The organism is Allomuricauda sp. ARW1Y1 (assembly GCF_013407935.1).
Lineage (GTDB): Bacteria > Bacteroidota > Bacteroidia > Flavobacteriales > Flavobacteriaceae > Flagellimonas.
In genome coordinates, this window is the sequence record NZ_JACBZU010000002.1 from 621157 (window position 1) to 642432 (window position 21276).

Below are 21276 nucleotides of genomic sequence, written 5' to 3' on the forward strand. Positions count from 1 at the left end.
TTGGGGAATGAACTTATCCTCTTTCGATTTCGACGAACTTGGCTCCATTGTACTTCACCTTCAAGAAGTTTCCGACCCCTGCGTTAAACGCTCCGGTCAATAGGAAGTTTCCTGAGTTGGCTACCGTTGTACTATTAGTACCGCTTCCTCCTTCAAGAGTATAGACTTCTCCGGCTACAGCATTTTGAATGTTGGTAAAGGCGGTGCCCCCAGTATTGGCTTGGGTAATAAACCAGTTGCCATCCTCGGCGTTGGCCGTGGTCGCATCCGCAGCTAATTCTACCTTGGTCGGTTCTGGTACCGTACCCGCAACTTTTCTGGAGTATTCTATGACCTTTCCGCCTGAAAGTCCGATCAATACGATTTCATTTCCATCGTTAAGGGCAAAATCCCCATCTGAAAGAATGATATCTGTGTTGTTTTTCACCGTACTTACATTTGAGGAGGCATTGCCCCTTAAATAGTAGGTCTGGCCCTCCACAACATCATCTATTTTGGTAATGTTCGTAGCGGAAGTATTGTTGGCGCCTATTACCAAAGCATGGTGGTCGGCAACCGACGGGGTGGCATCATTGGATACTACCGGTACGTAGGTCGTGTTCAAAAGTTCAACATTGTTACTGAAGAAAATTTGGTCCTCGTAATCCAGTTCGGCATTAGGGTCCACTTTCGCTCCAAAGGCTTTGAAATAAACCCCGTGCTTATAGTCCGCAAATGCGTTGATAACCCTCTTGTCCTTCTCAATTTCCAAAAGACTTTCCTCGCCTGGAACATCTACCATGATACCGTTATTGTCCTCGGTGGTCAAATAAATGAATCCGGTACCTTCCATTTGAGGGTGCTTGACGAACTTGATGTTATCAAACTCATAAACATGGTCGCCCAACTCACTGTAATCGTTGTTGGTGCCATACTTTGATTTATGGCCTTCTTTGTACCATCTTAGGACATCATTCCCGACACCCAACACCAATCCTGGCATATTTCGGATGTCCAGGGGAATATCGTTCTCAACCCAATCTTGAATTACATCGTAGGCATTAATTGCTGTGATAGGGTCTAGATTGTGCGCTTTGTAATCAACGTTCCTGTGGTCCGAAACAAGCTTTAAGAAACCGTCCATTGCATTCATAAAGCTTCCGGCAGTTCCATCTGGAAGGTTCTCTGGGTCAAAATAAACTCCTTTGAACATGTTTATTTTGTCCTCTTTTCTGGCCTTTTTCATGATTTCGCTCAATAGATATCGGGCAAAGCTCATTTTGTAAGGAGTGGACCCATCATTAAAGAACATGTTCAACCAGCTCTTCTCGATGCTCTTGAGTTCGGAAGAATCCCAAGTAATGTCGATTTGCTTATCGAACACCTTATTGACAACAGGAACAAATCTCTGCTTGTTCTTTGGCAACCAAGACTTTTTGAACGCTTGGGTAACCTCTCCAGTTGCAATGCTTGTAAAAACATACTGGTCTTGAACATTGGTCACGATGTTCCAGTGGGCAGGAATATCGTATCCATCAAGAATCATGCTCATAATTTCAGAGCTGTTCCTTCTCGCATATGCCCCAAGGTCTGAATTCAATTTATCTATGTTGACCTTGTCCCAAACTGTAGCACCACGCATTGGTGCACCACTTTCAAGGCTGTCTACTACCCGTTGGTTCCATGGACGGTCAAGTGCATCATAGGCCTGTCCGCTGGCGAACAAGTGGGTTTTTGAATGTTTCACTGATTTTGCTTTTTGTGATCCCGAGGGAATCGTTTCCGGTTCGTCCGGTTCCGGGTCTTTTTTAAGGGCATCAAGTTGCCGTTTGTTTTCCTTGTTTTCGGCCAATAGTTCTTGACCTGCTTTGACCAATTGATTGATCATGGAAATCTGATCGTTTTCCTCGGCCTTTGGAACTTCATCTCCTTCAGGGGATTCTTCCGAACCACCTTTTGGAGCTCCTTCAACAGCAATGCCGTCTTTGTTGTACTCTGCCATGAAACCTTCAAAGGCCTTTTTGGCTTCTTTTTCGTCAACGACCATATATTTGTTGTAGGCCGCCATAAAACTCTCGGCAAACTTTTCCGTTCCCGATTCTTTGTCCAGCTTCCCCATGTCTTCTTCGGAGAGCTCAAGCTTTTCTTTCCCGTCCAATTTTAGATTGGGAAGGATTCCCGCTACAAATGGAAAAAGGGCGATTAACTTTTTTTTCATTTTTCTGGTTTTTGTTAAACTTTAATTAGTAATCGATATAAAAGATCTCGCCGAAGCAAGGAACTTTACTCTTTCAATGGCCGCCTGCAAATTTCCTATCCCGTCAATCATTCCGTGTTCCAATGCCTCTTCCGCATAGAACATCTTTCCAGAAAGAATCCCAGGGATATCATGGTTCAATGAAGGCCGCTTTGCCTTTACATGGTCCTGAAACATTTTGGCCGCTGGATCCAGCATTTCCTCCTTGATAAGGTCATATTTTCCCTCCAGGGCGAGCTTAAAGGGTTTGTTCTTGTCCTTGCTCAAATTGGATTCAATGATGTGCTCCTTGATTCCCATTTCCTTGAGCATTTTTGCAAAGTCGTAGAACTGAATCAGAACACCAATACTTCCGAACATGGCCGAGATGTTGTTTTCCGCCATCACGTAATCCGTACCGCAGTTTTTGTAATAACAAGCGGAACTGCACATATCCAATAATGAAACCACCGGCTTTTTTTTGTTCTCCAAAAAATTTAAATACGGAGCTACAGAAGAAATGAGGCCCCCGCCCGAATCATCCTGCCAAATCTGTCCAATGATATTGGGATGGTTATCAAAATATTGGGCAAAGGCCAAAAGTTCGTCCGTGCCCCAGTAGAACCATCCACCATATTTGTACATTGGCCCGACACACCTTACGATTCCAACGGAATCCATTGGCACGTCGTCCTGGTTAACGTTTATATAGTTTCCGTCAGGGTCTATGACCTCCCTGACCAGACCTCCCTGAAGCTCCTTTTTGTTGGATTCGGTCGGAATGCATGAAAAAAGCTCTTCTGCAGATAACAAATAAGGGTATAGCATATGGGGTGAAACCATCCAAATGCCCTTTTGAATCTCCGAAATAGTCTTGTCGTTGCCCATCATTGGATTTTATGAGACAATTATAAAAGAGAATGAACGCTGTTAAGAGGACACGGATATCGTAAATTCCATTTATACTTCAACTAAGTCTTTATAATTTGGAAAAGCCCAATAAACAAGGGGTTTGAGGGTTTTTATTTAAAGAGACACTACTTCGCCAATTTTTTTACAGAAGGATGTGTGGGCGTTCGGGTCATCTGTTCCATATCGCTGGCATTTTTTTACCATGGCCGCAATATTCTTTTTGTTCGGAAAGATTTCATAGCGAATACAGAACTCGAAAATTGCCTTTTTTCTGATGCCCTTTCGCTTTTGTTCCGGGGTCCACCCGTTTTCGCGATGGGCAAATTCCGCACCCTGCACAAAGCTTATGAGTTTTTTGTTGAAATCATCTTCCAAGTACTGGAATATTCGATTGGCCTTCTCGGGATTTATTTTAAGAAAGTTTCTCTTTCCCCGCGGTGCTCCTTTGAAGTGGTCTCCAGAGTGAGGGCTTATGAGAACATGAAGAGCGCTGTCATCAGATGCTACAGGGTTCTCCGACACTTCCAGTGAATCCATTATAAGGCTTCCAAAAAAGGACCTTCTATCAACCAGCAGTCTTTTATTTCCCTTGGATTCGATTAACGGCCGTCGAATCCTACTGGCCAAATATTGTGCCAGATACTCGGGAAGGTCGAACGGTATTTTTAGGAATCTGTCTGTCAACTCAATAATTGATATACATAAATTTATGTATATTTTTTCAAAGGCCAACGAAAACAACCGTTTTTAGAACAATCTCAGCTCCTCCCTAACGTTTCCAAGGTCATAATTGGCCGTCAATACCTCAATCTTTTTCTTTCTTGGCTTGCCGGGATTGTTCGCTACGCTCACTGTCTGCTCTAAGGTCTTCGTAAACCATTTGTTTTTTGAGGTGTACTCCTGTAAAATATCGCTGGGATAGCTGCTCAACAGAAACTTGCCCTCAATATTTGAAAGCGCTTCTAAAAGCTCCATAAAATCCTGCTTGCTGTATCCATCATAATGACCACAATCACTGTTAAAATAGGGAGGGTCGCAATAATGGAATGATTCTTCACAGTCTCTGGACCTTATTACGCGCAACGCATCAGTACATTCTACCTGCACATTTTGCATCCTGATACTAAAATCTAAGGTAAACTCTTTCCTCTTGTTCGTTATTTTTTTGCTTGTGGTACCAGATGTCCGATCATAGCCAAATGAACCATCCAGCTGACCAGAAAAACTCTGGGCAGCCAATACCCAAACAGCCCATGCCCTCTTTGTCCTTGAGAACATATGTGGATTATTGTACACCACACTCGCGTCGCTGTGCAGGCTTCTACTGTGAAGTGTGATTCGAATCATCTTTTCCAGGTCGACAAATTCGTTTTGCACACACTCATAAAAATTGATCAGTTCCCTGTTATAATCATTGATGATTTCAGCCTTGCTTGGAGTCTTCGCCCAGAATATTGCACCACCTCCTACGAACGGTTCAATGTAGGTGTTGTGTGTCGGAATCAACGGGAGAATGGTGGATATCAAATTTTGTTTGCCTCCATAATAGCTAATTGGTGTGTTCATCCTTATATTTGTTAACGTCCAAAACAGTCAAGCACATCGTTTCCAACGGGTCATGCCCCGGTTGGCGATGTGCTTTTTCTTTATGTTTTGGACGATATAAGGGAAACCGGGGCTTTTTCTATCTCAACTAAATCTTAGTTTTTTACAAAACTCTGGATTACAATGTTCCCTATAAGGACAATTTCTAAGAAAATACTGGTGGCATAAGAATTGCTATATTAGCTTTCGTTTTAATTCATCAAAATGAGATACCTAACCCTTTTAAGCTTTATCCTCTTTACGATGTTTGGAAAAGCACAATCGAGTGAACAGAATATGATGCGTCCATATTATGGAAACAAAATATTCAAGCTACAAATCGGTGATAAATTTGGAACAGGATTCTTGATAAAAGACAAACTACTGGTCACGAACTTTCATGTTGTAAAAGATGTTGTCGAAGCCTTAAGGTCAAACAAAGTGCCAGAAAAAATTATTTGTTCGTCTGGACAAATGATAGAATTGCTGCAAGACCATGATAACTTTAACTTGGAGGCCAAGGTTTTTGATGATTATATCCAATCTGATTCTGTTTATCACTATTCCAAATTGACCGATGTTATCATACTCGACTTGTCCAATAATGAAAATTTGGGGGATTCTGATGGTATCGAAATTCAGGCTAGACCACATTTAATTACTGGAGAGGAAGTTTTTACAATAGGGTTCCCCATGACAAACCTGAGATCATCAGTTAGCAAGGGCGTGGTTGGTTTTATGAACATGGTACGAGTTTACCCATGGGAAAACCCCGGTACAGCGCTGAATTCAATCACTACTTATCAAACTGATATACGCACTACTAGGGGAGGTTCTGGGTCGCCTATAATCGTGCGCGGAGAAAACGGTGAAACAGATAAGGTAGTCGGGGTTCTAAACAGTGGTACGTTTGCAAATGCTGCAACAGTAGAAAATCTATGGAAAAAATATAAATCCAAGGCTGACAGCTTAATTGTCAATGGTTCAAACTTAAAGTTAGAGGAGAACAATGAGATAATGGAAAAATATGTAATCTATGATACCCTATTGAATGATGTCGCTACCATAGCAGTTTTCATAGATTCTCACCACATTGTTGATTTGCTGAAAATGTTAGGCTTAGAGAGTGAATAAACTCAAAGTAAAAGAACCACTAAGCCACCAACTCCAATGCCTTTTATAAAGGCCCAAAGTCGGGGCCAAAACTTTTTTCTATTGACTCTATTCACTTGCTCACTTAGGATATCTACTTTTAGTTCTGTTTGATCAATTACCACACCTTGGCCCTGGATAATCAATTTTTGATTGTTGACCTTACCTTGGAGATACTTGACTTCCACCTTCAGCTCTGCCACATTCATCAAGACATTGAATAGCGAATCCCGGTCAATCAATATTTTGTCCTGCGATAAACAGGGAGTCCAGAAGAGCATTATCAGGATAACGGGCACGAAGCTCTTCAATATGTTGTTTTTCCTTTTCATATTCAATTGAATCTAATTTCATTTTTCGCTGCAGCTCGGAATTCACGTATTTCTGGATATTGATTACACTGTCCTTTTTCTGAAGCTCATCTTCATAATCTTTGCGATCGGATGAGTGATTGCATTCTTGGACCAATACCGTCATCAAAAAAATACCTACAACTATATATGTCCAGTATTTTTTCATTTCTTCCTTCTCTGAAAATGTGGTGTATCAACAAAACCGTCCTCGATTTCATTTTTATTAAAATCACCGCCCCAAACATTATCGGGGTGTAGTGACTCCCAATAATCGCCTAAGGGCTTTATTTTATCATAGTCATATGTGAGTTTGCCATCAATAAAAAAATTTAAGTCGATTGCCAATCTATCCCCGTGGCTACTCCATTTGGCCTTGCTAGTTGGTTTTCGCTTTTTTAAGTACAAGGAATTTCCGGAAGGGGATTTTTTGACCTCGTAGCCGTAATAGTTGAGCAGCATTTGGTCGTTGGTCCGATGAGCCTCGCCAAGAGTAACCTCAATGTCCAGCTCATCCTTTGCGTAATGTATCAAGCAAGCTACGTGATAGGCAAATTCGCTCTGTATCCTTCTTAGGCTCATCTTTGCCGGTTTTGGTTCTCAATGATGATTCGCTGCATATTCTTGATTTGGTCAAGGTCTTGACCAATTCGTTTTTGGGTCTCACCAAATATTATAAGTGCACGTTTCTCCTCGGCGCTCATGTGACGGTCTTCATCCTCAATATGGGAACGGAATCTTTCAGCCTCTTCTGCAGTAATAACCTGCTTTTGTTTTAGTAGGTTTATTATATCGCCTTTTTGGGTGATGTCATCAAACGTCCTATTATTAAGAGCATCAGAAGCATCCACAGCAAAACTAAAAACACGTGTAGCTATAGCCCCTAATAATGATACAACAAAGGCCCTATAGGCCCAAGTGCCCCGAGTCTTTGCTTTCTCTGTCATTTCTTTATAAAATTGAATTTAGCATCGGCCTTATGCACTATCCATGCCACCGGCCTTGAACCCAACATACCTATCAAACTTGATAAAGTCAATGGATATAGACCTCCTTTATCTAAAAATGTCAGATAGTTGGCAATTAGTGCTTCACCTAATTCATTTATGGCAATCAACATAATAAGTGAAGCAATCATATGAAAACCAAAGTTTGTCCAAGTCGCCCGATAAAACCTACCTACGCCATCCTTTCGGTCAATTGTCATCTTCGAGTAAAGCACAATGCAGGCCACTCCAAGAAGGAACATGAACCACATTTCTAGACTGATATGTTGTAAAAAATTTTTTTCCATGGTATTCTAATTTGAAATTATATTTGATTGTACCCGCCTTTTAGCCGGTGTCCAATTATTTAATGGATTTTGTGTTGTGGTAAATCCGTCCCAATCCCCTGCCAAATCAGCGGAAAAAACATACATGTGCGTGATTTTTAGATTCGTTGAAACCCCGCTTTGATCGATTCTTTTATTTCCGTCAATGTAGAACATAGAAGGTTTATCGTTTGGGTTGATATTTCCACCATTCAATGTTTCGTATGCTTCAGAAAGGCCGTCGTTATCCGTATCGTAACCCGATGGATGTGTTGTGCTGCTTATTGTTGGAAATCCGCCAACAGTAGCTATGTCCGTAAAATCCCGAACACCATCCTCGTTGGTGTAATTATTAATGACCCGTTCGTCCACGGCATCAGAAAACAAGGTGCTAGGCCCAACATTGTTCAAAACTGCATTTACGACTTCTGAACTTGGCAATGGTGTATAAGAACTCGTTAATGTCCTTTGCGATTGATTTACGCTACTCCAATTGGAGTTCATCATGTTAAATGGGTTTGTACCTATTTGAACATTGTCAAATTGATACATGGTTCCTTCTCCAATCGTCCCGTTAGGGTTTTCGGTCCCGTTTAACTGGTATACGTGATTTGCCTGTTCAGGAGGGTAGTCGGAATCGGCCTTGAAAATGTTTCCGATACTTTCAACTATCGCAGGGCCAAAACTCGTAGTTACGGCCCTATTGTAGTTGTAAATCACGTTGTTTACAAACTCAAATTCACTAGCATCTCCGTAAGTGTGCTCAGGAATCCTGTTTCCAAGGTTTGCCCAATAATTTTGAAGTATTGAGATATTGTCAACATTAAGACCTATCAAAGCTCCGTAATAACCCGGGCTGCCTACACTTTCTGCTATAATCGAATTTTGCAATGTTACGTTTCGGGTTGGTGCGTTCGAGGAACCTCCAGAATCACCCGTGACCGAAAAATTTTCATCCGCGCCCCACATCAAACTAACGTGGTCAATAATGACATTTTGGACGGTTTGACCAGTTTCGTGGTTCGTGACCCCTATTGGATCACCTTCCCCGGTATCCCTTATTCTCAAGAATCTAATTATTACCTCTGATGCCATAGACCGGATTCCTGCACCCCTAATGGTTATACCTGGACTTGGAGCAGTCTGACCAAGTATGGTTATGTTAGGGTCCGCAAAAAATATACTTCGCTGTTGAGTCCACACAATTTCACCCCCAACATCAAAAACAACGATTCGGGGACCATTTGCATACATAGCCTCAACCAAACTTCCCGGCCCCGTCTCGGCCAATGTGGTTACATGGTATATGGTTCCTCCCCACCCACCAACAGCATTTCTGCCACCACCTTTTGCCGTTGGGAAGGCAAGTATGTCCTCATCAGTGAGAACTATGGTTTCAACCCATTCATCGGGAGCTTGGTGAGTTTCCCAAAATGAATCTTGAAACACAGGTGGTGCAGTGTAGTAAACCTTTACCTTTTTTGGTCTCGGGTCTGAATTGGCATAGAACCCACCTATATTAAGTATTACAATTAGTATGGTAAGAATCCTTCTCATTTAGTTAATGGTTACTGTAATATTGTCAATCAATATTTCATCGTTCAGGTCACCTAAACTTGTTGTGCTTATTCTCAGCCTAGGATTGTTTACCGATGCTGTTGAAGTGAGTGTGTATTGTGTCCAAGTTCCTTGTGAATCAAAGTTTACACTAACCTCTGGTGACCAATCCGAAACCCCATCCTCTAAATTGGTTCTCAACTTTCCTTCCCAAAAAGTCCCCTGAGCTTCATAAACCCAAAATGAAACCGTGACATTTTGCCCAGCTTGGACACCCGTCAATTCAATGAAACTTTTAGATAGGGTATTGTCTCCCGCATTTTGCACGAATCTTAAATAGTATGTCCCGTTTTGAGGCGTTACAGTGCTTGCGCTGGTCACTACATGATTAGTAGCGTTTATGGTAACTCCATTGGTGCCGTTTACCTCATTTACCGGATCAGCTGCATTGGCCCCTTGGTATATAGCAGAAGCAACCTCAATATGCAACCTTCCGTTACCGTATCCGTAATAGGTAGAATCATTTATTTTTTTGTAAACAAAGGGTTCATATTTATCCACCACATATCCTTGTCCAGGACCAATCTTAGAAGCTAGCCCAGGAACAATCAAACTATCGTTGTCAATTGGCCGCCAATAAATGCTGTCCTTTAATGGAATAACCGACTGCCATTTACCATAATAGGCTGATGAGACCCCATCCCCTCCAGAAATGGTGTCATTGTTGGTAAACCACATTTCACGTTTATTATAAAGTGCTGCAGAGGCAAATAATGAATCCGCAACTACTTTGCTACTTGATTCCGTGGTCATTAAGTCTTGGTTGGCGGTAACGGGAAGTGACCCTGCAACAACCGACTCTATTTTGGCATAAACATCAGCTTTAGATGCTGGTTGAAATTCTCCGTTCCAATTGGCATCATATGGATCGCTAGGTAATAAAAATGAGTTGGTTCCATCACCATCAATTATCAATATATCTGAAGCGCCCTTTGTGACTTTTAAACTTCCCAAAACACCTACATCGATAATCCTATCATTATTTCCCAGAAACTGATTGGCTTCAGAAAGTGAATTATCAGAACCTTCCTGTCCTGTAACTTTTGACCATTTGGTTCCATTGGACCAGTATACTTGTGCATCACCAGAGTGTTCCACAATAAAACCACTGTAGCTTGCTGCCGCATATAAGGTGGTGTCAACCGAGACTATGTTAGTTGGGTTGATAAACCTGATTTTATCATCACCTTGGATAGCTTCAATAGCTTTTATCCTAACAGCTAAGTCATTGTTTCCACCAACCTTCATAAGTTCCACTCCATTTTGTTGTAAACTCAATTCCCCGTTACCATCTGTATTGATAACACGGGTGGTGTCACTTGCAATGGTTTGATCCCGTTGTGAAAGCGAATTGTCCGAGCTTCCGGGAATCGCTGCAATTTGACTGTCCGCATAATCCTTTGCTCCTTGTACTTCCGTATCCACATAAGATTTTGTTGTAGCATGATAGGTTTGTGTGGGAGTTGAAAACCTATGGCCTACTGGAAAATAAAATTCTTCCGTATTCCAATCGAACCTTATTCCTATATTGGTGCCTGTCGGCTTCCAATTAAAAACAGTTCCTGAATTTGAAAAGTAGCTGTTGATCTGATTTGCCGGCACGTCCGTGTTTCTAATACTTAAAGGGAACGATCCAGAAGGACCAGTGGATAAAATTCCATCTTCAAATGTTTTTTGACCACCAATGATTTGATTGGTTGTGAGGTCCACCGCTCCACCGGCCCCAGAAGCTGCCACGAAATTTGACCCGTTCCATGTAACCATGTATCCCTTGGTAATATCATGGTAGTAGGCCCCCTTCACCTTTGCGATTGAAGGTAGGTTCAACAATTCTGTGGTAGTAAGGGTATCCAAGATGATTCCTCCAAATCTTTCAACCCCTCTTTGTGCCTTTACCGTTACCACGGTCAAAAAAATCAATGCGAATAATACTTTTTTCATTTTTTATGTTCTATGATTATTCTTTCACTTACCTTATTACCCTTGCCGTCCACAAAAAACAGAAGGTCTCCTTCGCGGTCAAAAAAAATTGCGCTTTTCAGCTTTTCCTTTAAACCAATAATCAACAGATATAGATATACTATGGCCAAGGCCACGAGAATAACCAATATGAATATTACGGTGAGTGCTGTCATTGGTTAATGTTAATTTTATCGTTCAATAAAAATATTTTGGCCTGATCATCGAAATCAGCTGGAAGTGTCACTGGCGTGCCTATTATAACACCGCGGCTCCAACGATCTCGGTTTACATTATCATGCCATCCCTCGACTATATCATTCTCTTCATGGCCGGACCCAGAGTTGCCATATCCCTTTTCTGTCTTAAAGTATCGGCCGTTGTTCTGGATATATTTGACAACTACTTCTACGGATGGCCCTGCCGTTTCATATTGGCTACCGGTCCAATAATAGAATGTACCTGTATCCAGAGCGATATATAGCTTTTGAGATATTCCGGTACCGGGCAAAGCTGCCTGATTTGAAACCCAAATAATGGATTCATCCGGAGTGGAAAGTTCCCAGAGTGATGTTCCATTATTATAAGTGGCCACGTTTGGTGTTCCTCCTTGACCATCATCTATGACCGCATAGGAACCGTTGGCACCGTTTGGATATGCAGCCTGTAAAATGGATAGTGATACAAAAACACCTATACTATTTGTACCCTCGGTGATTCCAACCGCCTGCAGGAGTTGGTCCAGATTGTCAGCATGGTTGTTTACGGCTGCCTTTAAATCGTTGGCATCATTAAACTGGAATTTCCTGACACTGTCCGGATCACTCGGATTGTTTGTTTTGGTAGGATATGTGATACGTAGTACGCTCATTGCTATAGATTGAAATCAAAATCGTAGTTAAATACTTTTTGCTCCGCTATAGGTTCTTCACCTGGAACGTTGGAACCTAGATAAATCAATTCCTCTGGAGATGTTGATGATAGAACAAGCTCATGTCCCCTGCTTATATCAAAACTTGTGCTGCATGACATCGGCAGTTGACTACTGGCCACCTCGAAAACCTTACCGTCCTCCAATTCGATATATACTTGGTAAACGCCCTTTGTCAGTTTATTGAACTTGGAAAAATCGCTCTCGCTCAGTCCGGGATAGGATAATCTCAAATTCTTGTTTATCAGGGTTCCGTCCGCGGTTTCAGTGGTGGACTTGGTAAAACTAATCATGCTAGGGGTGTGATATATCTTTTGAAGGGATGGAATATCGACAACATCGTCCGTAGAGCGTATCAGCACCTTACAGATATTGAGTACCAGACTGTCGTTCTTTTCAAGTTCCATGGTACAAGTATAATCCCGCACCGGGCTCTTTAAAAGGACATTGTCTTTGCTCCTTCTGTCAATTATTCAAAGACATACTTTTAAAAAAACTGCAAAAAAATCGTGCGTTAGTACGAAGTAACGGGAACACCAGTAAACATGGGGCATTTGTGCGCACACCTTAATCGTGCAAAATCGTGCATACGCACTAAAGCACAAACGCACTATTGCGCACTTTTGGGGTGTGCGCTATAAGTCTTTGATTTTTAGAAAGATAGAGCCTTGCGCACGAAAGCACAGCTTTCTACATCTTTTTTTATAAGTCTCTTTTAAAAAAGAAAAGTATCTATATATGTTATTTCGCATGTTTGCACTATTTTATTTCATCAATGTTTATGGGGGTTTAAGGGGGAAATAGGCAAAGATTCTCGGTTTAAGGAGAATGTTTCAAAGAGGTCAAAAGTTGCTATCGAGGGAAAAAATCGTGCGCAAATCGTGCGCAAGTGATGATTTCAAGAATCCAGGGAACTATCTGGAAAATGGGGGAGGCAACTTTTGGAAATAAAAAAACCGCCATTGGGCGGTTATTGTTTGGGTCCTTTTATAGTTCTCTTTGGCGGTGGTTTCGGAGGATTTGTCATCCTAGGCACTCCAGTTTTCTTTTTAGCTTCTTGCCTTAATTCATCTTCAATAATGCCTTGTTGATTTTTCATAAAGCAAATCCAATGTGTTTTTTGGGTCTTTCCTGAAGGATGTCCAAATAAAGGTGGTATTGGTGCACACTTTAAAACTTCGCTAACTTTAATGTCATGCTCATTCCATTTAAAAATTAAAATGCCATTTGGCTTTAAAACACGAAAACATTCGTTAAATCCTTCGGTCAAATCCTTTCTCCAGGTTTCTTTATCTAACATACCATATTTTTTAGCCATGTAACTTTTTTTACCAAGAGACGTCAAATGAGGAGGGTCAAAGACTACCATTGTAAAACTATTGTCTTTATATGGCATATTTCTAAAGTCGGCAACCACGTTAGGAGAAACCTCAAATTTTCTTGAGTTTCTTCCATTCCCTACCATAGTTGTTTTAACCACCCTAACATCTTGGAATAACACATCAGGATGATTTTTATCAAAAAAAAACATTTTTCCACCACAGCAAGCATCTAAAATTGTTTTTTTCATATTTCTATTTTAAAGATTTAACTAATGCTTTTTTCTAAATACATGGCTCGGTTCTTCGAATTCATCCGGGTCCACGGTCACTTCGATTTTGATTTGTGCCTTGCGGCCATCCATCAACTTAAAGATGTCGCTATGGCTTCCGGTTCCCGAAAAGAAAGGGTTTTGTAAAAGCCTCCGAATGGACAGGTTGATTTCGTCCAGGATAATCTTGTTTCGTTCTTCGTTTGTCATAAAAGTAAATTTTGATTTTTGTTATTGACTTGATCTCGCCATTTGCATGGCCTCAAAATGAAGCTTAAGGATATGCACCACTGTGTTGTGATTTGTCCTGTGCTCCTCTTGCGCTATGCCTTCCACCATTTCTATGATTTCAGGGTCCGTAATCTTAATGCTGAGCTGTTCTTTTTTATCGGCCATGATCTTGATTTGTTAAATGGGTTAGTAATTGGGGCATTTCCGAATACTTGCCCCTATGCTCACTATTTTCTTTATGCCGGTAATGTTCGTCTCTACAGTTCCAACAAACCAGCTGCCCCGTATCCGCATCCAAAAATCCATTGAACAAAACGGGGTTGGACGGCTTGGGAGCAATTTGGCAATATGTGCAACATGGTAGGTGGGAAAACAGGTTTGGCATTATGTCAATATTTTAAGTCCGTCCAATGGATAATTTTACCAGTAAAGTCCTTATCGAACCATTTCAAAAATTGTTCAATGGAATCAAAACCATCGTTGACGGCCAGCTCCCTTATACAATTGTGATATTCATATACCATATCGAGGCCATGGTGGAACACATTTCCAAAAAATTTATCATCGATAATAAATTCAACATGGTCAGAAAAATGGCTTATCTCTATTTTTTGAACTCCGGTGCATTTTGTTATAGGTGCAAACTGGAACCGTTCAGGAGTTCTGTTATTTATGACGGGATGGATAAGGTTGCCAACTTTCCAACGGTTTTTTTTGTCATCTCTAATCGTATGTTTTTTAGGATTTAGATCCTCATAATCTGAGGAATTTATATAATCGCACCCGTGTTTACCGTTACAAGCAGAAAATGAAGCTGCTTTGTTCCAAATATCCGTTCTCCATCCTTTAATTATTTTTTGCGGAAAATAATTAGGTGTTCCGTCCTTTAATTTTGTACTGAATGCTAATGTCATATCCGTTAGTTATAAAGTTTTTCCAGTATTAAATCCATCAGTTCATCATGGCATTTTACCAACCAACTCTCGAGTATATTCTGGTGAATGTGCTGGGTTCCCTGTCGTATGCCGGTTTTAAAAAGTCTCTTGCCCTTATCCGTGATATTGATAATATACCGGCCGTTGGACTGGAGCTCGGGCTCCAGTTCAAATCCGTGGTATTGACAAAAGTCCCTGGGCCTCATCACGTGAACTCGTAGTATTCGTTCTCCTTTACAATAGTGGTCACAAAAGGAAATTCGCCCTTTGGAACCTTTTGTATCATCTGTATCAATATCACTCCACCGGTAAAGAGCACATGCTTATTTCCATTCATTTCGAATTCTAAATGAAGGCATTGGGAGTTCTCTTGGTGCTTGCTTGGTCCAAGCTTATAATTTGTCACCAAAATCTCCCGGTTCAATACTCTCGCAATATTTATCTTATCGCCGACCATACTGCTTATTTCCGGCTTTATTTTAAAATCACTGAATTTTTTCATCTGGTAAAAGTGTTTTTAAAAGGTTAGTTGAATCACAATGCTTTGCCCATCCCATGTAGCTGGCAATGGATGCAGGATTGGGATTGTTGGCCAACATCCGGGCAAAGTTCTGTTTGATGCTTTTTCTAAGTAGGGTATGGGTATGGTAAAACCTGTAACCAACAAAATCGATTCCCCTAGATTCCACTGGAAAGACTTGATAGTTGCCCTTGATGTTCAATGCCAGTCTTTCCTTGAGATAGTTTCTTATTTCAGATAGCAACTGATGTAGATAGGCCTTATCGCTTCCCAGGACTACGATATCATCCGCATAACGGAAATAGTACTTCACCCTCTTCTCTTCTTTCATCCAATGATCAAAGTAGGTCAGGTAAAAGTTGGCCAAGTATTGGCTCAAGTAGTTACCAATAGGAAGTCCTGACGCACTATCGATTATTTCATCAAGCAACCAAAGAAGGTCATTGTCCTTGAATTTTCTCCTTAGTAGTGTTTTTAGTGTGTCATGGTCTATGCTAGGATAGAACTTGGTCACATCCAATTTGAGACAGTAACTTGTGTTTTTTCTATCGGTGAGGGCCTCCTTTACGGAATTTGCAGCAGCATGTATACCACGCCCCTTGATGCAGCTGTAAGTGTCAGCGTTGAACGTCTGGACCAGAATAGGCTCCAGTATGTTCATTATGGCATGGTGGGCTATCCTATCAGGGAAGTAAGGAAGCCTGTAAACTGTTCGTTCTTTTGGCTCGTAGACTTGGAAAACATCATACTCCGATGTTCTATATTCTTTGTTCTTTAATAGCATGTGCAAACATTGGATGTTGGCATCCCTATTGCGGTTGTGCAATTTCACACCGTATTGATTGGACTTGCCCTTTTGGGCCTTTTCGTCCGCAAGCACCAGGTTATCGATGCTAATAATTTTTTGATATAGGTTTCCGATTCGTTTCATGCCTTTGCTTTTAAAAGGTCGCCTTCCACTTTGGTACCAACGCCCTTTTTTATTGTCGTTATCTTTTGCCATGTCGGCAAGGTCCGCAATGCCCAATATTTTCATTTGCATAGGTGGGAGCTGCAATTCGAGTTCGTATTCCAGTTATCGTAGTCGTTGTACGCAAACCCGGAACCTGAGGAACCGCAACCAAGGCACTGCACCACCCAATCATTTTACATCAAATAATAATCTTTGTACAGATCAGTGAACTGTTCTCCAGCGTACTCCGCTAATTCCCTGCTCTTAAAGCAAAGGCGGGAGCCGCAATTCGAGTCCGTATTCCAGGCAGCGTAGCCGTCGCACGCAAACCCGGAACCCGAGGAACCGCCCATGTAGAACCATGGCTCATATTTATACTCACTGCTATTGCCCCAATCTGGTTGCCAACCTTCATTAAGAGCCTCGGCGATGATTACTAATTTGGAATGTGCTACCATTGCCTTTTGGTGTTTTTCTGGATACATGGAAAAGTCCGGTACCACTTTTTTGCTGTCCAGTTCCAAAGCCTCACAGGCTTCCTCAAATGTTTTAATCTTGCTCATATTATAGTTTTAACTAGTTAGAAAATCCTTGTAAATGTCTGTGAACTGCTCCCCGGCATGTTTTGCCAGTTTGCTGCTTTTGAAGCAAAGGCGGGAGCCGCAATACGAGTCCGTATTCCAGTTAGCGTAGTCGCCGTACGCAAACCCGGAACCCGAGGAACCGCCCATTTTAAACCAGGGAAAGTATTTATATTCACTGCTATTTGTCCAATCGGGCTGCCAGCCTTCATTGAGTGCCTCAGCAACGAGCTTTACCTTTCTATATGCCACTTCATCAGTGGACATAGATTCTAGTTCCTCTTCAAATTCCTCTTTTTCGAGGCCATGGTATCCTAGTACATCATCAAAGCTCTTGATGCGCTCGGTGATGTCCTTTGGCTTTTCCCTGAACTTGATTTCTCCAGTGCTCTGGTCAAAGCTCTCTACTTCGTACCCTTTCGGGATTTCAATTTTTAGTGTTTGCATACTATTTTGATTTACATTGATAAACTGTCCGATTCCGTACCATAAGCCGTTAGCTTTTCATATTTTTCTTCTGGCAGGTATACCGCAAAGTATTCCTTACCTCCAGTCTTGATGTCCTCTCCATTCTTGTCCGGATTAAACTCATATCCGTGGTATTCACAGTACATCTTGATTTTGTACTTGAATTTTTGGATTGTCGTATACCGTCTCTGTCCTGGATATTTGGTAAGGAACCCATCTCCATGTTGGATATGGTCAGTATCCCCTTGGCTACCTTGGTACATAAGGTCTTTCAATACCCTTTGATTGCAATTGTTCGCATTGCTGAAGTATTCATCGGCCCAATCCAAAAAGGGTTCACCCATCTGCTGACGAAGTTTTCTTTTGTGCAATTTTTCATTTGGGGCCTCGATAAGCCCGTATTTGAAGTAGAAATGAAGCGCCATGGCCGCGAAGTTGTAGAAGAGGTTCCATTGCTTTTCGTCCCATTCATCAAAGAACATCACCTCAAAATCATCCGTTGGTTTATAATTCGCGTTGTACCAATCACTGAATCCAAGAACAAACTGCCTGTCCTCAAAGCTGCTCCCTTCTCCATTGATAGCGTGGTTGGTCGCGATATAAAACTTGATTACATATTCTGGAGGCAAGGTAGTTTTGCCGATTCCCTTTTTCTCGACCGTGAACTTTCCTGTGATATACGGGAACAAAAACTCAAAGTCAAAATTGGTGCGAACGTCATCAAAGAATACCGTCGATGTGCGTTGGTCAACTTCTTCAAAAAGATATTTGTCGTCCAATAGGTCACGCTTCTTTCCGGGGATGGTTATAGTTGGCTGCAATTGCTCCAAAGCAGTGCCAAATAAAGACTTACCGGAACGGCCGTTACTTTGCCCTACCTCGCTCATCGTACCGTCCATTCCTATTACTGCTTTCATACAGCTCGGGTTCCGGTATCGGTGAAGCATATATCCAAAAGCGGTAATCTTGCTCAACAAGTGCCTTGAGGTTTCAAAGCGGTCTGAGAATGAGACATCCTCAAAACTTTTATCTTTCCCAAAATATGTGCTCGTGTTCAGAAGGAACTGTAAGAAATGGCAGTCCAATCCTTCTTTTGAAAACTCAATGGCATATTCCCCTACATGCTTGGAGAGCTCAGGGTTGTCCTTTACATCCTTGCTGGTCAACTTGTGTACATTGCTAATCAATAAATTTGTTTTGGTCGGCTTAAAGTCCTTAATGTTGTCCTGCCATACCTGTCCATTCAGATTTTTGATTTCCTGAAGTTCAATCTCTTCGTCCGTGATTTTGAAGTAACAATCATTGAAATACAAGTATTGAGTGTTTTTACTTGGTTCGTGAAGGGTCAGATCCGTATAGTTAAGGTTCCCCATGCTTTGAGGTCCCAAGTACATTTGACCGCCCTTGTAAAGCATGTTTTCGACATCTTCCTTGTTTAATTGGGATGTAAAATCGACAACGAAATCCTTGATTTGAAAAGGTTCCACTTGTTTGACCAAGTTCTCCTTGATGTGTATCCAGATGAAGCTGTTACCGGGCTGGGGCAATCTGTAAAACCCACGGTTTTGCAAAAAAGTATAACACCTTTTGTAATTAAAGGTCACCCTATTATCAATGATATTCCCGTCTTGGTCGCGCTTTTTATTCTCTGACCAGAATGTCTCATCCGGGAGCAGGGGTTGTGCAAGCTCCACTTCTCCCTTTTCGTTAAACCTCCATTCGATTTTACCAATCCTAAATTTTGGAAGGTTCCGAAGCTGGTCGTGATATTTTTCGATAAAAGCATCCTTGTTCTGAAGCCCCCAAAAGTTCTTGAGCTTGTGCTCCCCCATCGTAGTAATCTTATGGAACTGGAGGTACTTTGCATTCCCCTCTGGTTCTATAAGCGCCTTTTCACACAATGGCTTTAACTCGGATTCTTTGTCCCTAAGAGTATTAACCAAAAGATCATCGATACCCTTGTCCTGCTCGATATTGCTCTTGACGTAAGCGAAGTATATTTGGAGATGTATGTCACTGTGGGTGAACGCGTAGAAGTGGTCCCTAAAATTCACAACTGCCCGGTAGAAACTCTTGGGCCTTTGGTCCGCCGCATGGTTGCTATCTATTTTTGAACTCAGATTATCCCAATCGCTGTCCAGGACAAAAACAACGTTCTCCACTTGGCACCGTTTGATGATCATCTCGAACTCCATCGGCAACCTTTTGTTGTAGGCTATGTTGTGAATGCCCATGATTCCGACGGATATCAATCCATGTTTAGTAGCTTTATCGGCCTTTTTCTCACCCTCTTGAACATATAAGGTTTTGATCTTGGAGGATTTCTTATACTTTTCCCGGACCCATTTGTTTATGTAAATTTTGGTGTCGCTGCCGTAGGGTGATCGATATTTAACCGGGTCCTGGTTTCTGTCAAGGTGTAGGTCAGGGTTTTGATATCTGACCCTGTAGAAGTCAAGCTTTCTCCCCGTAGCATTTCCCTTTCTGTCCTTTTTGTAATACTGCATGGGCCTTCCGTGCAGGTCATAATAATGGATTATTACATCATCACCAGGAACAATTTCAAATTTGCTGTCGACGGTGGCCGATTCATAGAGCCTTTTTTCTTTTACCGTATCGGTATCAACATAAACCCTATCGGTTACATCTTGAGTATTGAGTCCCGAACCTGCCAAAAATGTTTGAAGATAAGGTACTTGTGAGTCTTGGCTCCTTCGTTTTGATTCGCTTTTATTGGGAATGGTGATTCCCTCAATCCTTGCAAGTTCATGAAGGGCCTGACCGTAGGTAAGGCCTTGAAATTTCTGTAGATAATTTATTGGTGTTTTAACCCCTAAATCACAATGAAAACATTTGGCAATTTCCTTTTTCTCATTGAACTCAAGTTTATCCTTACCGTGGCAAACTGGACAATCCATTACATGGTTTGAGCCTTTCTTTTTACTGAATCCGTGGTAATCCTTAAGAACATTGTACAACGTAGAATTGTCGAGAATGCTTTTTTTTGTGTCTTCCGGTATGTGCTTCATGGATGAAGGTCGGGTAGTTTAAGTTGTTTATTTTTTTTCTTGGCAAAAGTGTTTGGCTATTCGCATGAACAAGCAATTGCAAATGGCCCCTAGTGCATATCCAAATGCCAAAATGATGTAAAAATGGAATGGATATCTATCGATTAGTTGGGTCAGTTCATCAATCATGTCCTATAGAAATAAGAACCGTTTTCTATGAGAAGCGGATAGACAATACCGTCACCATGTTTGATAGGGGCGCCTATTTTTGCCCTCAATGTCTTGTCGGGGTCGTTCTTTGTGCTTTTTTTAATCTGTTTTGCTATGCTCGAAGAACTTACCATTGGGCCTTTTTCGTCACCATAGTACCGAAGCTTAAGTTCGCCTGAATCATTTATGGCGATAAACCAGTTTTGAGAATCTTCAATGTCCTGGAAAAAGTCTATGCGTTTATTCCCTTCCATATTAAGTTCTTTCAAACATGGCTTACTAAATGAAAAGGAACCCGACTTATTAATGCTGACATAAGTTTCCAATGAGTTGCCCCTGTTACTGACCGGCTTAATTTTTTTTAGATTCATTTTGAGAAATTTTTAGATGAATGTTTCCAAGTGTGATTAGTGGCTTGTCAGATGGCAGATTGTGGGCAAACAACCATACATAAACCACCTCTTTATCCGTAAGACAGCTCCTTTTATAGGTAATGCCGCTCAATTGTAGATTAATGTATGTGTAGTAGTGCGATGCGATACGATTGCACCTTAAAAGATAGTCAAGGTCAATTGATGGCTTGATGGGAATTTTTGAAGAGTTTCTCTTCAAGGCATCAAAATAGTCCACCAATCGATGTGTCGTTTCTAGGGCTTCCTCGGTATCAATCGGCTTCCCGTAAAAGGGACCAGAAGTACCATTTGACCGTAATCTTGTTTTTAAGTTCATGGCTTTCAAAATTGTCATT

The 21276-nt window shown here is 41.4% G+C and carries 27 protein-coding genes; 2 read left to right on the forward strand and 25 right to left on the reverse strand.

Features of this window, described 5'->3' with window-relative positions; translation table 11 throughout:
- Positions 1-13: 13 nt before the first annotated feature.
- The 4 genes from GGE08_RS07635 to GGE08_RS07650 all read right to left on the reverse strand — a co-directional run bounded on the left by GGE08_RS07635 (position 14) and on the right by GGE08_RS07650 (position 4693).
- Positions 14-2197, reverse strand: coding sequence for a hypothetical protein (locus GGE08_RS07635; protein WP_179384303.1), 2184 nt, complete (start codon positions 2195-2197; stop codon positions 14-16).
- 21 nt (positions 2198-2218) lie between these two features.
- On the reverse strand, positions 2219-3103 hold the full coding sequence (locus tag GGE08_RS07640; protein WP_179384304.1) for a S49 family peptidase: 885 nt from the start codon (positions 3101-3103) through the stop codon (positions 2219-2221).
- 138 nt (positions 3104-3241) lie between these two features.
- Positions 3242-3811 carry a hypothetical protein gene (locus tag GGE08_RS07645; RefSeq protein ID WP_179384305.1) on the reverse strand — a complete coding sequence of 190 codons (570 nt, stop codon included), beginning with the start codon at positions 3809-3811 and terminating at the stop codon, positions 3242-3244.
- Between the two features lie 63 nt (positions 3812-3874).
- Complete coding sequence (locus GGE08_RS07650; RefSeq protein ID WP_179384306.1) at positions 3875-4693, reverse strand: DNA adenine methylase; 819 nt, start codon at positions 4691-4693, stop codon at positions 3875-3877.
- A gap of 243 nt (positions 4694-4936) precedes the next feature.
- Here GGE08_RS07650 and GGE08_RS07655 point away from each other — a divergent pair, with 243 nt between their 5' ends.
- Entirely contained in the window at positions 4937-5845 is a 909-nt protein-coding gene (locus GGE08_RS07655) for a serine protease (protein ID WP_179384307.1), read from the forward strand.
- 2 nt (positions 5846-5847) lie between these two features.
- Here the strand turns inward: GGE08_RS07655 and GGE08_RS07660 are convergent, their stop codons facing one another.
- The 14 genes from GGE08_RS07660 to GGE08_RS07725 all read right to left on the reverse strand — a co-directional run bounded on the left by GGE08_RS07660 (position 5848) and on the right by GGE08_RS07725 (position 14768).
- On the reverse strand, positions 5848-6072 hold the full coding sequence (locus tag GGE08_RS07660; RefSeq protein ID WP_179384308.1) for a hypothetical protein: 225 nt from the start codon (positions 6070-6072) through the stop codon (positions 5848-5850).
- A gap of 25 nt (positions 6073-6097) precedes the next feature.
- Entirely contained in the window at positions 6098-6382 is a 285-nt protein-coding gene (locus GGE08_RS07665) for a hypothetical protein (RefSeq protein ID WP_179384309.1), read from the reverse strand.
- A complete protein-coding gene (locus tag GGE08_RS07670) occupies positions 6379-6795 on the reverse strand; it encodes a M15 family metallopeptidase (RefSeq protein ID WP_179384310.1) in 417 nt (138 codons plus the stop codon). The genes GGE08_RS07665 and GGE08_RS07670 overlap by 4 nt, the downstream gene beginning before the upstream one ends.
- Complete coding sequence (locus GGE08_RS07675; protein WP_179384311.1) at positions 6792-7160, reverse strand: hypothetical protein; 369 nt, start codon at positions 7158-7160, stop codon at positions 6792-6794. Before GGE08_RS07675 ends, GGE08_RS07670 begins: the two co-directional genes overlap by 4 nt.
- Entirely contained in the window at positions 7157-7507 is a 351-nt protein-coding gene (locus GGE08_RS07680; RefSeq protein WP_179384312.1) for a hypothetical protein, read from the reverse strand. The genes GGE08_RS07675 and GGE08_RS07680 overlap by 4 nt, the downstream gene beginning before the upstream one ends.
- A gap of 6 nt (positions 7508-7513) precedes the next feature.
- Positions 7514-9082 (reverse strand): hypothetical protein, encoded by a 1569-nt coding sequence (locus GGE08_RS07685; protein WP_179384313.1) that lies wholly within the window; start codon positions 9080-9082, stop codon positions 7514-7516.
- Positions 9083-11083 carry a hypothetical protein gene (locus tag GGE08_RS07690; RefSeq protein ID WP_179384314.1) on the reverse strand — a complete coding sequence of 667 codons (2001 nt, stop codon included), beginning with the start codon at positions 11081-11083 and terminating at the stop codon, positions 9083-9085.
- A complete protein-coding gene (locus GGE08_RS07695) occupies positions 11080-11277 on the reverse strand; it encodes a hypothetical protein (protein ID WP_179384315.1) in 198 nt (65 codons plus the stop codon). The genes GGE08_RS07690 and GGE08_RS07695 overlap by 4 nt, the downstream gene beginning before the upstream one ends.
- Positions 11274-11972 carry a hypothetical protein gene (locus GGE08_RS07700; protein ID WP_179384316.1) on the reverse strand — a complete coding sequence of 233 codons (699 nt, stop codon included), beginning with the start codon at positions 11970-11972 and terminating at the stop codon, positions 11274-11276. Before GGE08_RS07700 ends, GGE08_RS07695 begins: the two co-directional genes overlap by 4 nt.
- Before the next feature lie 2 nt (positions 11973-11974).
- Positions 11975-12439, reverse strand: a complete 465-nt coding sequence (locus tag GGE08_RS07705; protein WP_179384317.1) for a hypothetical protein — start codon at positions 12437-12439, stop codon at positions 11975-11977.
- Between the two features lie 563 nt (positions 12440-13002).
- The gene (locus GGE08_RS07710; RefSeq protein WP_179384318.1) at positions 13003-13602 is read right to left on the reverse strand and encodes a methyltransferase domain-containing protein; all 600 of its coding nucleotides are present in this window, start codon (positions 13600-13602) and stop codon (positions 13003-13005) included.
- Between the two features lie 21 nt (positions 13603-13623).
- The gene (locus tag GGE08_RS07715) at positions 13624-13833 is read right to left on the reverse strand and encodes a hypothetical protein (RefSeq protein ID WP_179384319.1); all 210 of its coding nucleotides are present in this window, start codon (positions 13831-13833) and stop codon (positions 13624-13626) included.
- Positions 13834-13854: 21 nt separating this feature from the next.
- Positions 13855-14019, reverse strand: coding sequence for a hypothetical protein (locus tag GGE08_RS07720; protein ID WP_179384320.1), 165 nt, complete (start codon positions 14017-14019; stop codon positions 13855-13857).
- A gap of 224 nt (positions 14020-14243) precedes the next feature.
- A complete protein-coding gene (locus GGE08_RS07725; protein ID WP_179384321.1) occupies positions 14244-14768 on the reverse strand; it encodes a hypothetical protein in 525 nt (174 codons plus the stop codon).
- Positions 14769-14815: 47 nt separating this feature from the next.
- On the opposite strand from GGE08_RS07725, the gene GGE08_RS07730 reads away from it, so the two are divergent.
- Complete coding sequence (locus GGE08_RS07730; protein WP_179384322.1) at positions 14816-15010, forward strand: hypothetical protein; 195 nt, start codon at positions 14816-14818, stop codon at positions 15008-15010.
- Here GGE08_RS07730 and GGE08_RS07735 read toward each other — a convergent pair.
- The 7 genes from GGE08_RS07735 to GGE08_RS07765 all read right to left on the reverse strand — a co-directional run bounded on the left by GGE08_RS07735 (position 14995) and on the right by GGE08_RS07765 (position 21275).
- Positions 14995-15291: a hypothetical protein gene (locus GGE08_RS07735; protein ID WP_179384323.1), complete on the reverse strand. Its 297-nt coding sequence runs from the start codon at positions 15289-15291 to the stop codon at positions 14995-14997. The two genes, GGE08_RS07730 and GGE08_RS07735, sit on opposite strands and share 16 nt — an antisense overlap.
- Positions 15275-16351: an RNA-directed DNA polymerase gene (locus tag GGE08_RS07740; protein ID WP_257023970.1), complete on the reverse strand. Its 1077-nt coding sequence runs from the start codon at positions 16349-16351 to the stop codon at positions 15275-15277. Before GGE08_RS07740 ends, GGE08_RS07735 begins: the two co-directional genes overlap by 17 nt.
- A gap of 104 nt (positions 16352-16455) precedes the next feature.
- Positions 16456-16824 carry a hypothetical protein gene (locus GGE08_RS07745; protein ID WP_179384324.1) on the reverse strand — a complete coding sequence of 123 codons (369 nt, stop codon included), beginning with the start codon at positions 16822-16824 and terminating at the stop codon, positions 16456-16458.
- 9 nt (positions 16825-16833) lie between these two features.
- Positions 16834-17289, reverse strand: a complete 456-nt coding sequence (locus tag GGE08_RS07750; RefSeq protein ID WP_179384325.1) for a hypothetical protein — start codon at positions 17287-17289, stop codon at positions 16834-16836.
- 11 nt (positions 17290-17300) lie between these two features.
- On the reverse strand, positions 17301-20339 hold the full coding sequence (locus tag GGE08_RS07755) for a CHC2 zinc finger domain-containing protein (protein ID WP_179384326.1): 3039 nt from the start codon (positions 20337-20339) through the stop codon (positions 17301-17303).
- Between the two features lie 164 nt (positions 20340-20503).
- The gene (locus GGE08_RS07760; RefSeq protein WP_179384327.1) at positions 20504-20899 is read right to left on the reverse strand and encodes a hypothetical protein; all 396 of its coding nucleotides are present in this window, start codon (positions 20897-20899) and stop codon (positions 20504-20506) included.
- Positions 20880-21275, reverse strand: a complete 396-nt coding sequence (locus GGE08_RS07765; protein ID WP_179384328.1) for a hypothetical protein — start codon at positions 21273-21275, stop codon at positions 20880-20882. The genes GGE08_RS07760 and GGE08_RS07765 overlap by 20 nt, the downstream gene beginning before the upstream one ends.
- Between the last annotated feature and the right edge of the window lies 1 nt (position 21276).

Bases quoted from the DNA above. Each gene is read 5' to 3' on its own strand.
- GGE08_RS07650 (WP_179384306.1), bottom strand. From the start codon at position 4,693: ATGAACACACCAATTAGCTATTATGGAGGCAAACAAAATTTGATATCC.
- GGE08_RS07705 (WP_179384317.1), bottom strand. From the start codon at position 12,439: ATGGAACTTGAAAAGAACGACAGTCTGGTACTCAATATCTGTAAGGTG.
- GGE08_RS07740 (WP_257023970.1), bottom strand. From the start codon at position 16,351: ATGCAAATGAAAATATTGGGCATTGCGGACCTTGCCGACATGGCAAAA.
- GGE08_RS07655 (WP_179384307.1), top strand. From the start codon at position 4,937: ATGAGATACCTAACCCTTTTAAGCTTTATCCTCTTTACGATGTTTGGA.
- GGE08_RS07700 (WP_179384316.1), bottom strand. From the start codon at position 11,972: ATGAGCGTACTACGTATCACATATCCTACCAAAACAAACAATCCGAGT.
- GGE08_RS07745 (WP_179384324.1), bottom strand. From the start codon at position 16,824: ATGAGCAAGATTAAAACATTTGAGGAAGCCTGTGAGGCTTTGGAACTG.
- GGE08_RS07670 (WP_179384310.1), bottom strand. From the start codon at position 6,795: ATGAGCCTAAGAAGGATACAGAGCGAATTTGCCTATCACGTAGCTTGC.
- GGE08_RS07710 (WP_179384318.1), bottom strand. From the start codon at position 13,602: ATGAAAAAAACAATTTTAGATGCTTGCTGTGGTGGAAAAATGTTTTTT.
- GGE08_RS07765 (WP_179384328.1), bottom strand. From the start codon at position 21,275: ATGACAATTTTGAAAGCCATGAACTTAAAAACAAGATTACGGTCAAAT.
- GGE08_RS07640 (WP_179384304.1), bottom strand. From the start codon at position 3,103: ATGGGCAACGACAAGACTATTTCGGAGATTCAAAAGGGCATTTGGATG.
- GGE08_RS07750 (WP_179384325.1), bottom strand. From the start codon at position 17,289: ATGCAAACACTAAAAATTGAAATCCCGAAAGGGTACGAAGTAGAGAGC.
- GGE08_RS07735 (WP_179384323.1), bottom strand. From the start codon at position 15,291: ATGAAAAAATTCAGTGATTTTAAAATAAAGCCGGAAATAAGCAGTATG.
- GGE08_RS07695 (WP_179384315.1), bottom strand. From the start codon at position 11,277: ATGACAGCACTCACCGTAATATTCATATTGGTTATTCTCGTGGCCTTG.
- GGE08_RS07755 (WP_179384326.1), bottom strand. From the start codon at position 20,339: ATGAAGCACATACCGGAAGACACAAAAAAAAGCATTCTCGACAATTCT.
- GGE08_RS07725 (WP_179384321.1), bottom strand. From the start codon at position 14,768: ATGACATTAGCATTCAGTACAAAATTAAAGGACGGAACACCTAATTAT.
- GGE08_RS07685 (WP_179384313.1), bottom strand. From the start codon at position 9,082: ATGAGAAGGATTCTTACCATACTAATTGTAATACTTAATATAGGTGGG.
- GGE08_RS07715 (WP_179384319.1), bottom strand. From the start codon at position 13,833: ATGACAAACGAAGAACGAAACAAGATTATCCTGGACGAAATCAACCTG.
- GGE08_RS07635 (WP_179384303.1), bottom strand. From the start codon at position 2,197: ATGAAAAAAAAGTTAATCGCCCTTTTTCCATTTGTAGCGGGAATCCTT.
- GGE08_RS07690 (WP_179384314.1), bottom strand. From the start codon at position 11,083: ATGAAAAAAGTATTATTCGCATTGATTTTTTTGACCGTGGTAACGGTA.
- GGE08_RS07720 (WP_179384320.1), bottom strand. From the start codon at position 14,019: ATGGCCGATAAAAAAGAACAGCTCAGCATTAAGATTACGGACCCTGAA.
- GGE08_RS07680 (WP_179384312.1), bottom strand. From the start codon at position 7,507: ATGGAAAAAAATTTTTTACAACATATCAGTCTAGAAATGTGGTTCATG.
- GGE08_RS07675 (WP_179384311.1), bottom strand. From the start codon at position 7,160: ATGACAGAGAAAGCAAAGACTCGGGGCACTTGGGCCTATAGGGCCTTT.
- GGE08_RS07660 (WP_179384308.1), bottom strand. From the start codon at position 6,072: ATGAATGTGGCAGAGCTGAAGGTGGAAGTCAAGTATCTCCAAGGTAAG.
- GGE08_RS07730 (WP_179384322.1), top strand. From the start codon at position 14,816: ATGGCATTTTACCAACCAACTCTCGAGTATATTCTGGTGAATGTGCTG.
- GGE08_RS07760 (WP_179384327.1), bottom strand. From the start codon at position 20,899: ATGAATCTAAAAAAAATTAAGCCGGTCAGTAACAGGGGCAACTCATTG.
- GGE08_RS07665 (WP_179384309.1), bottom strand. From the start codon at position 6,382: ATGAAAAAATACTGGACATATATAGTTGTAGGTATTTTTTTGATGACG.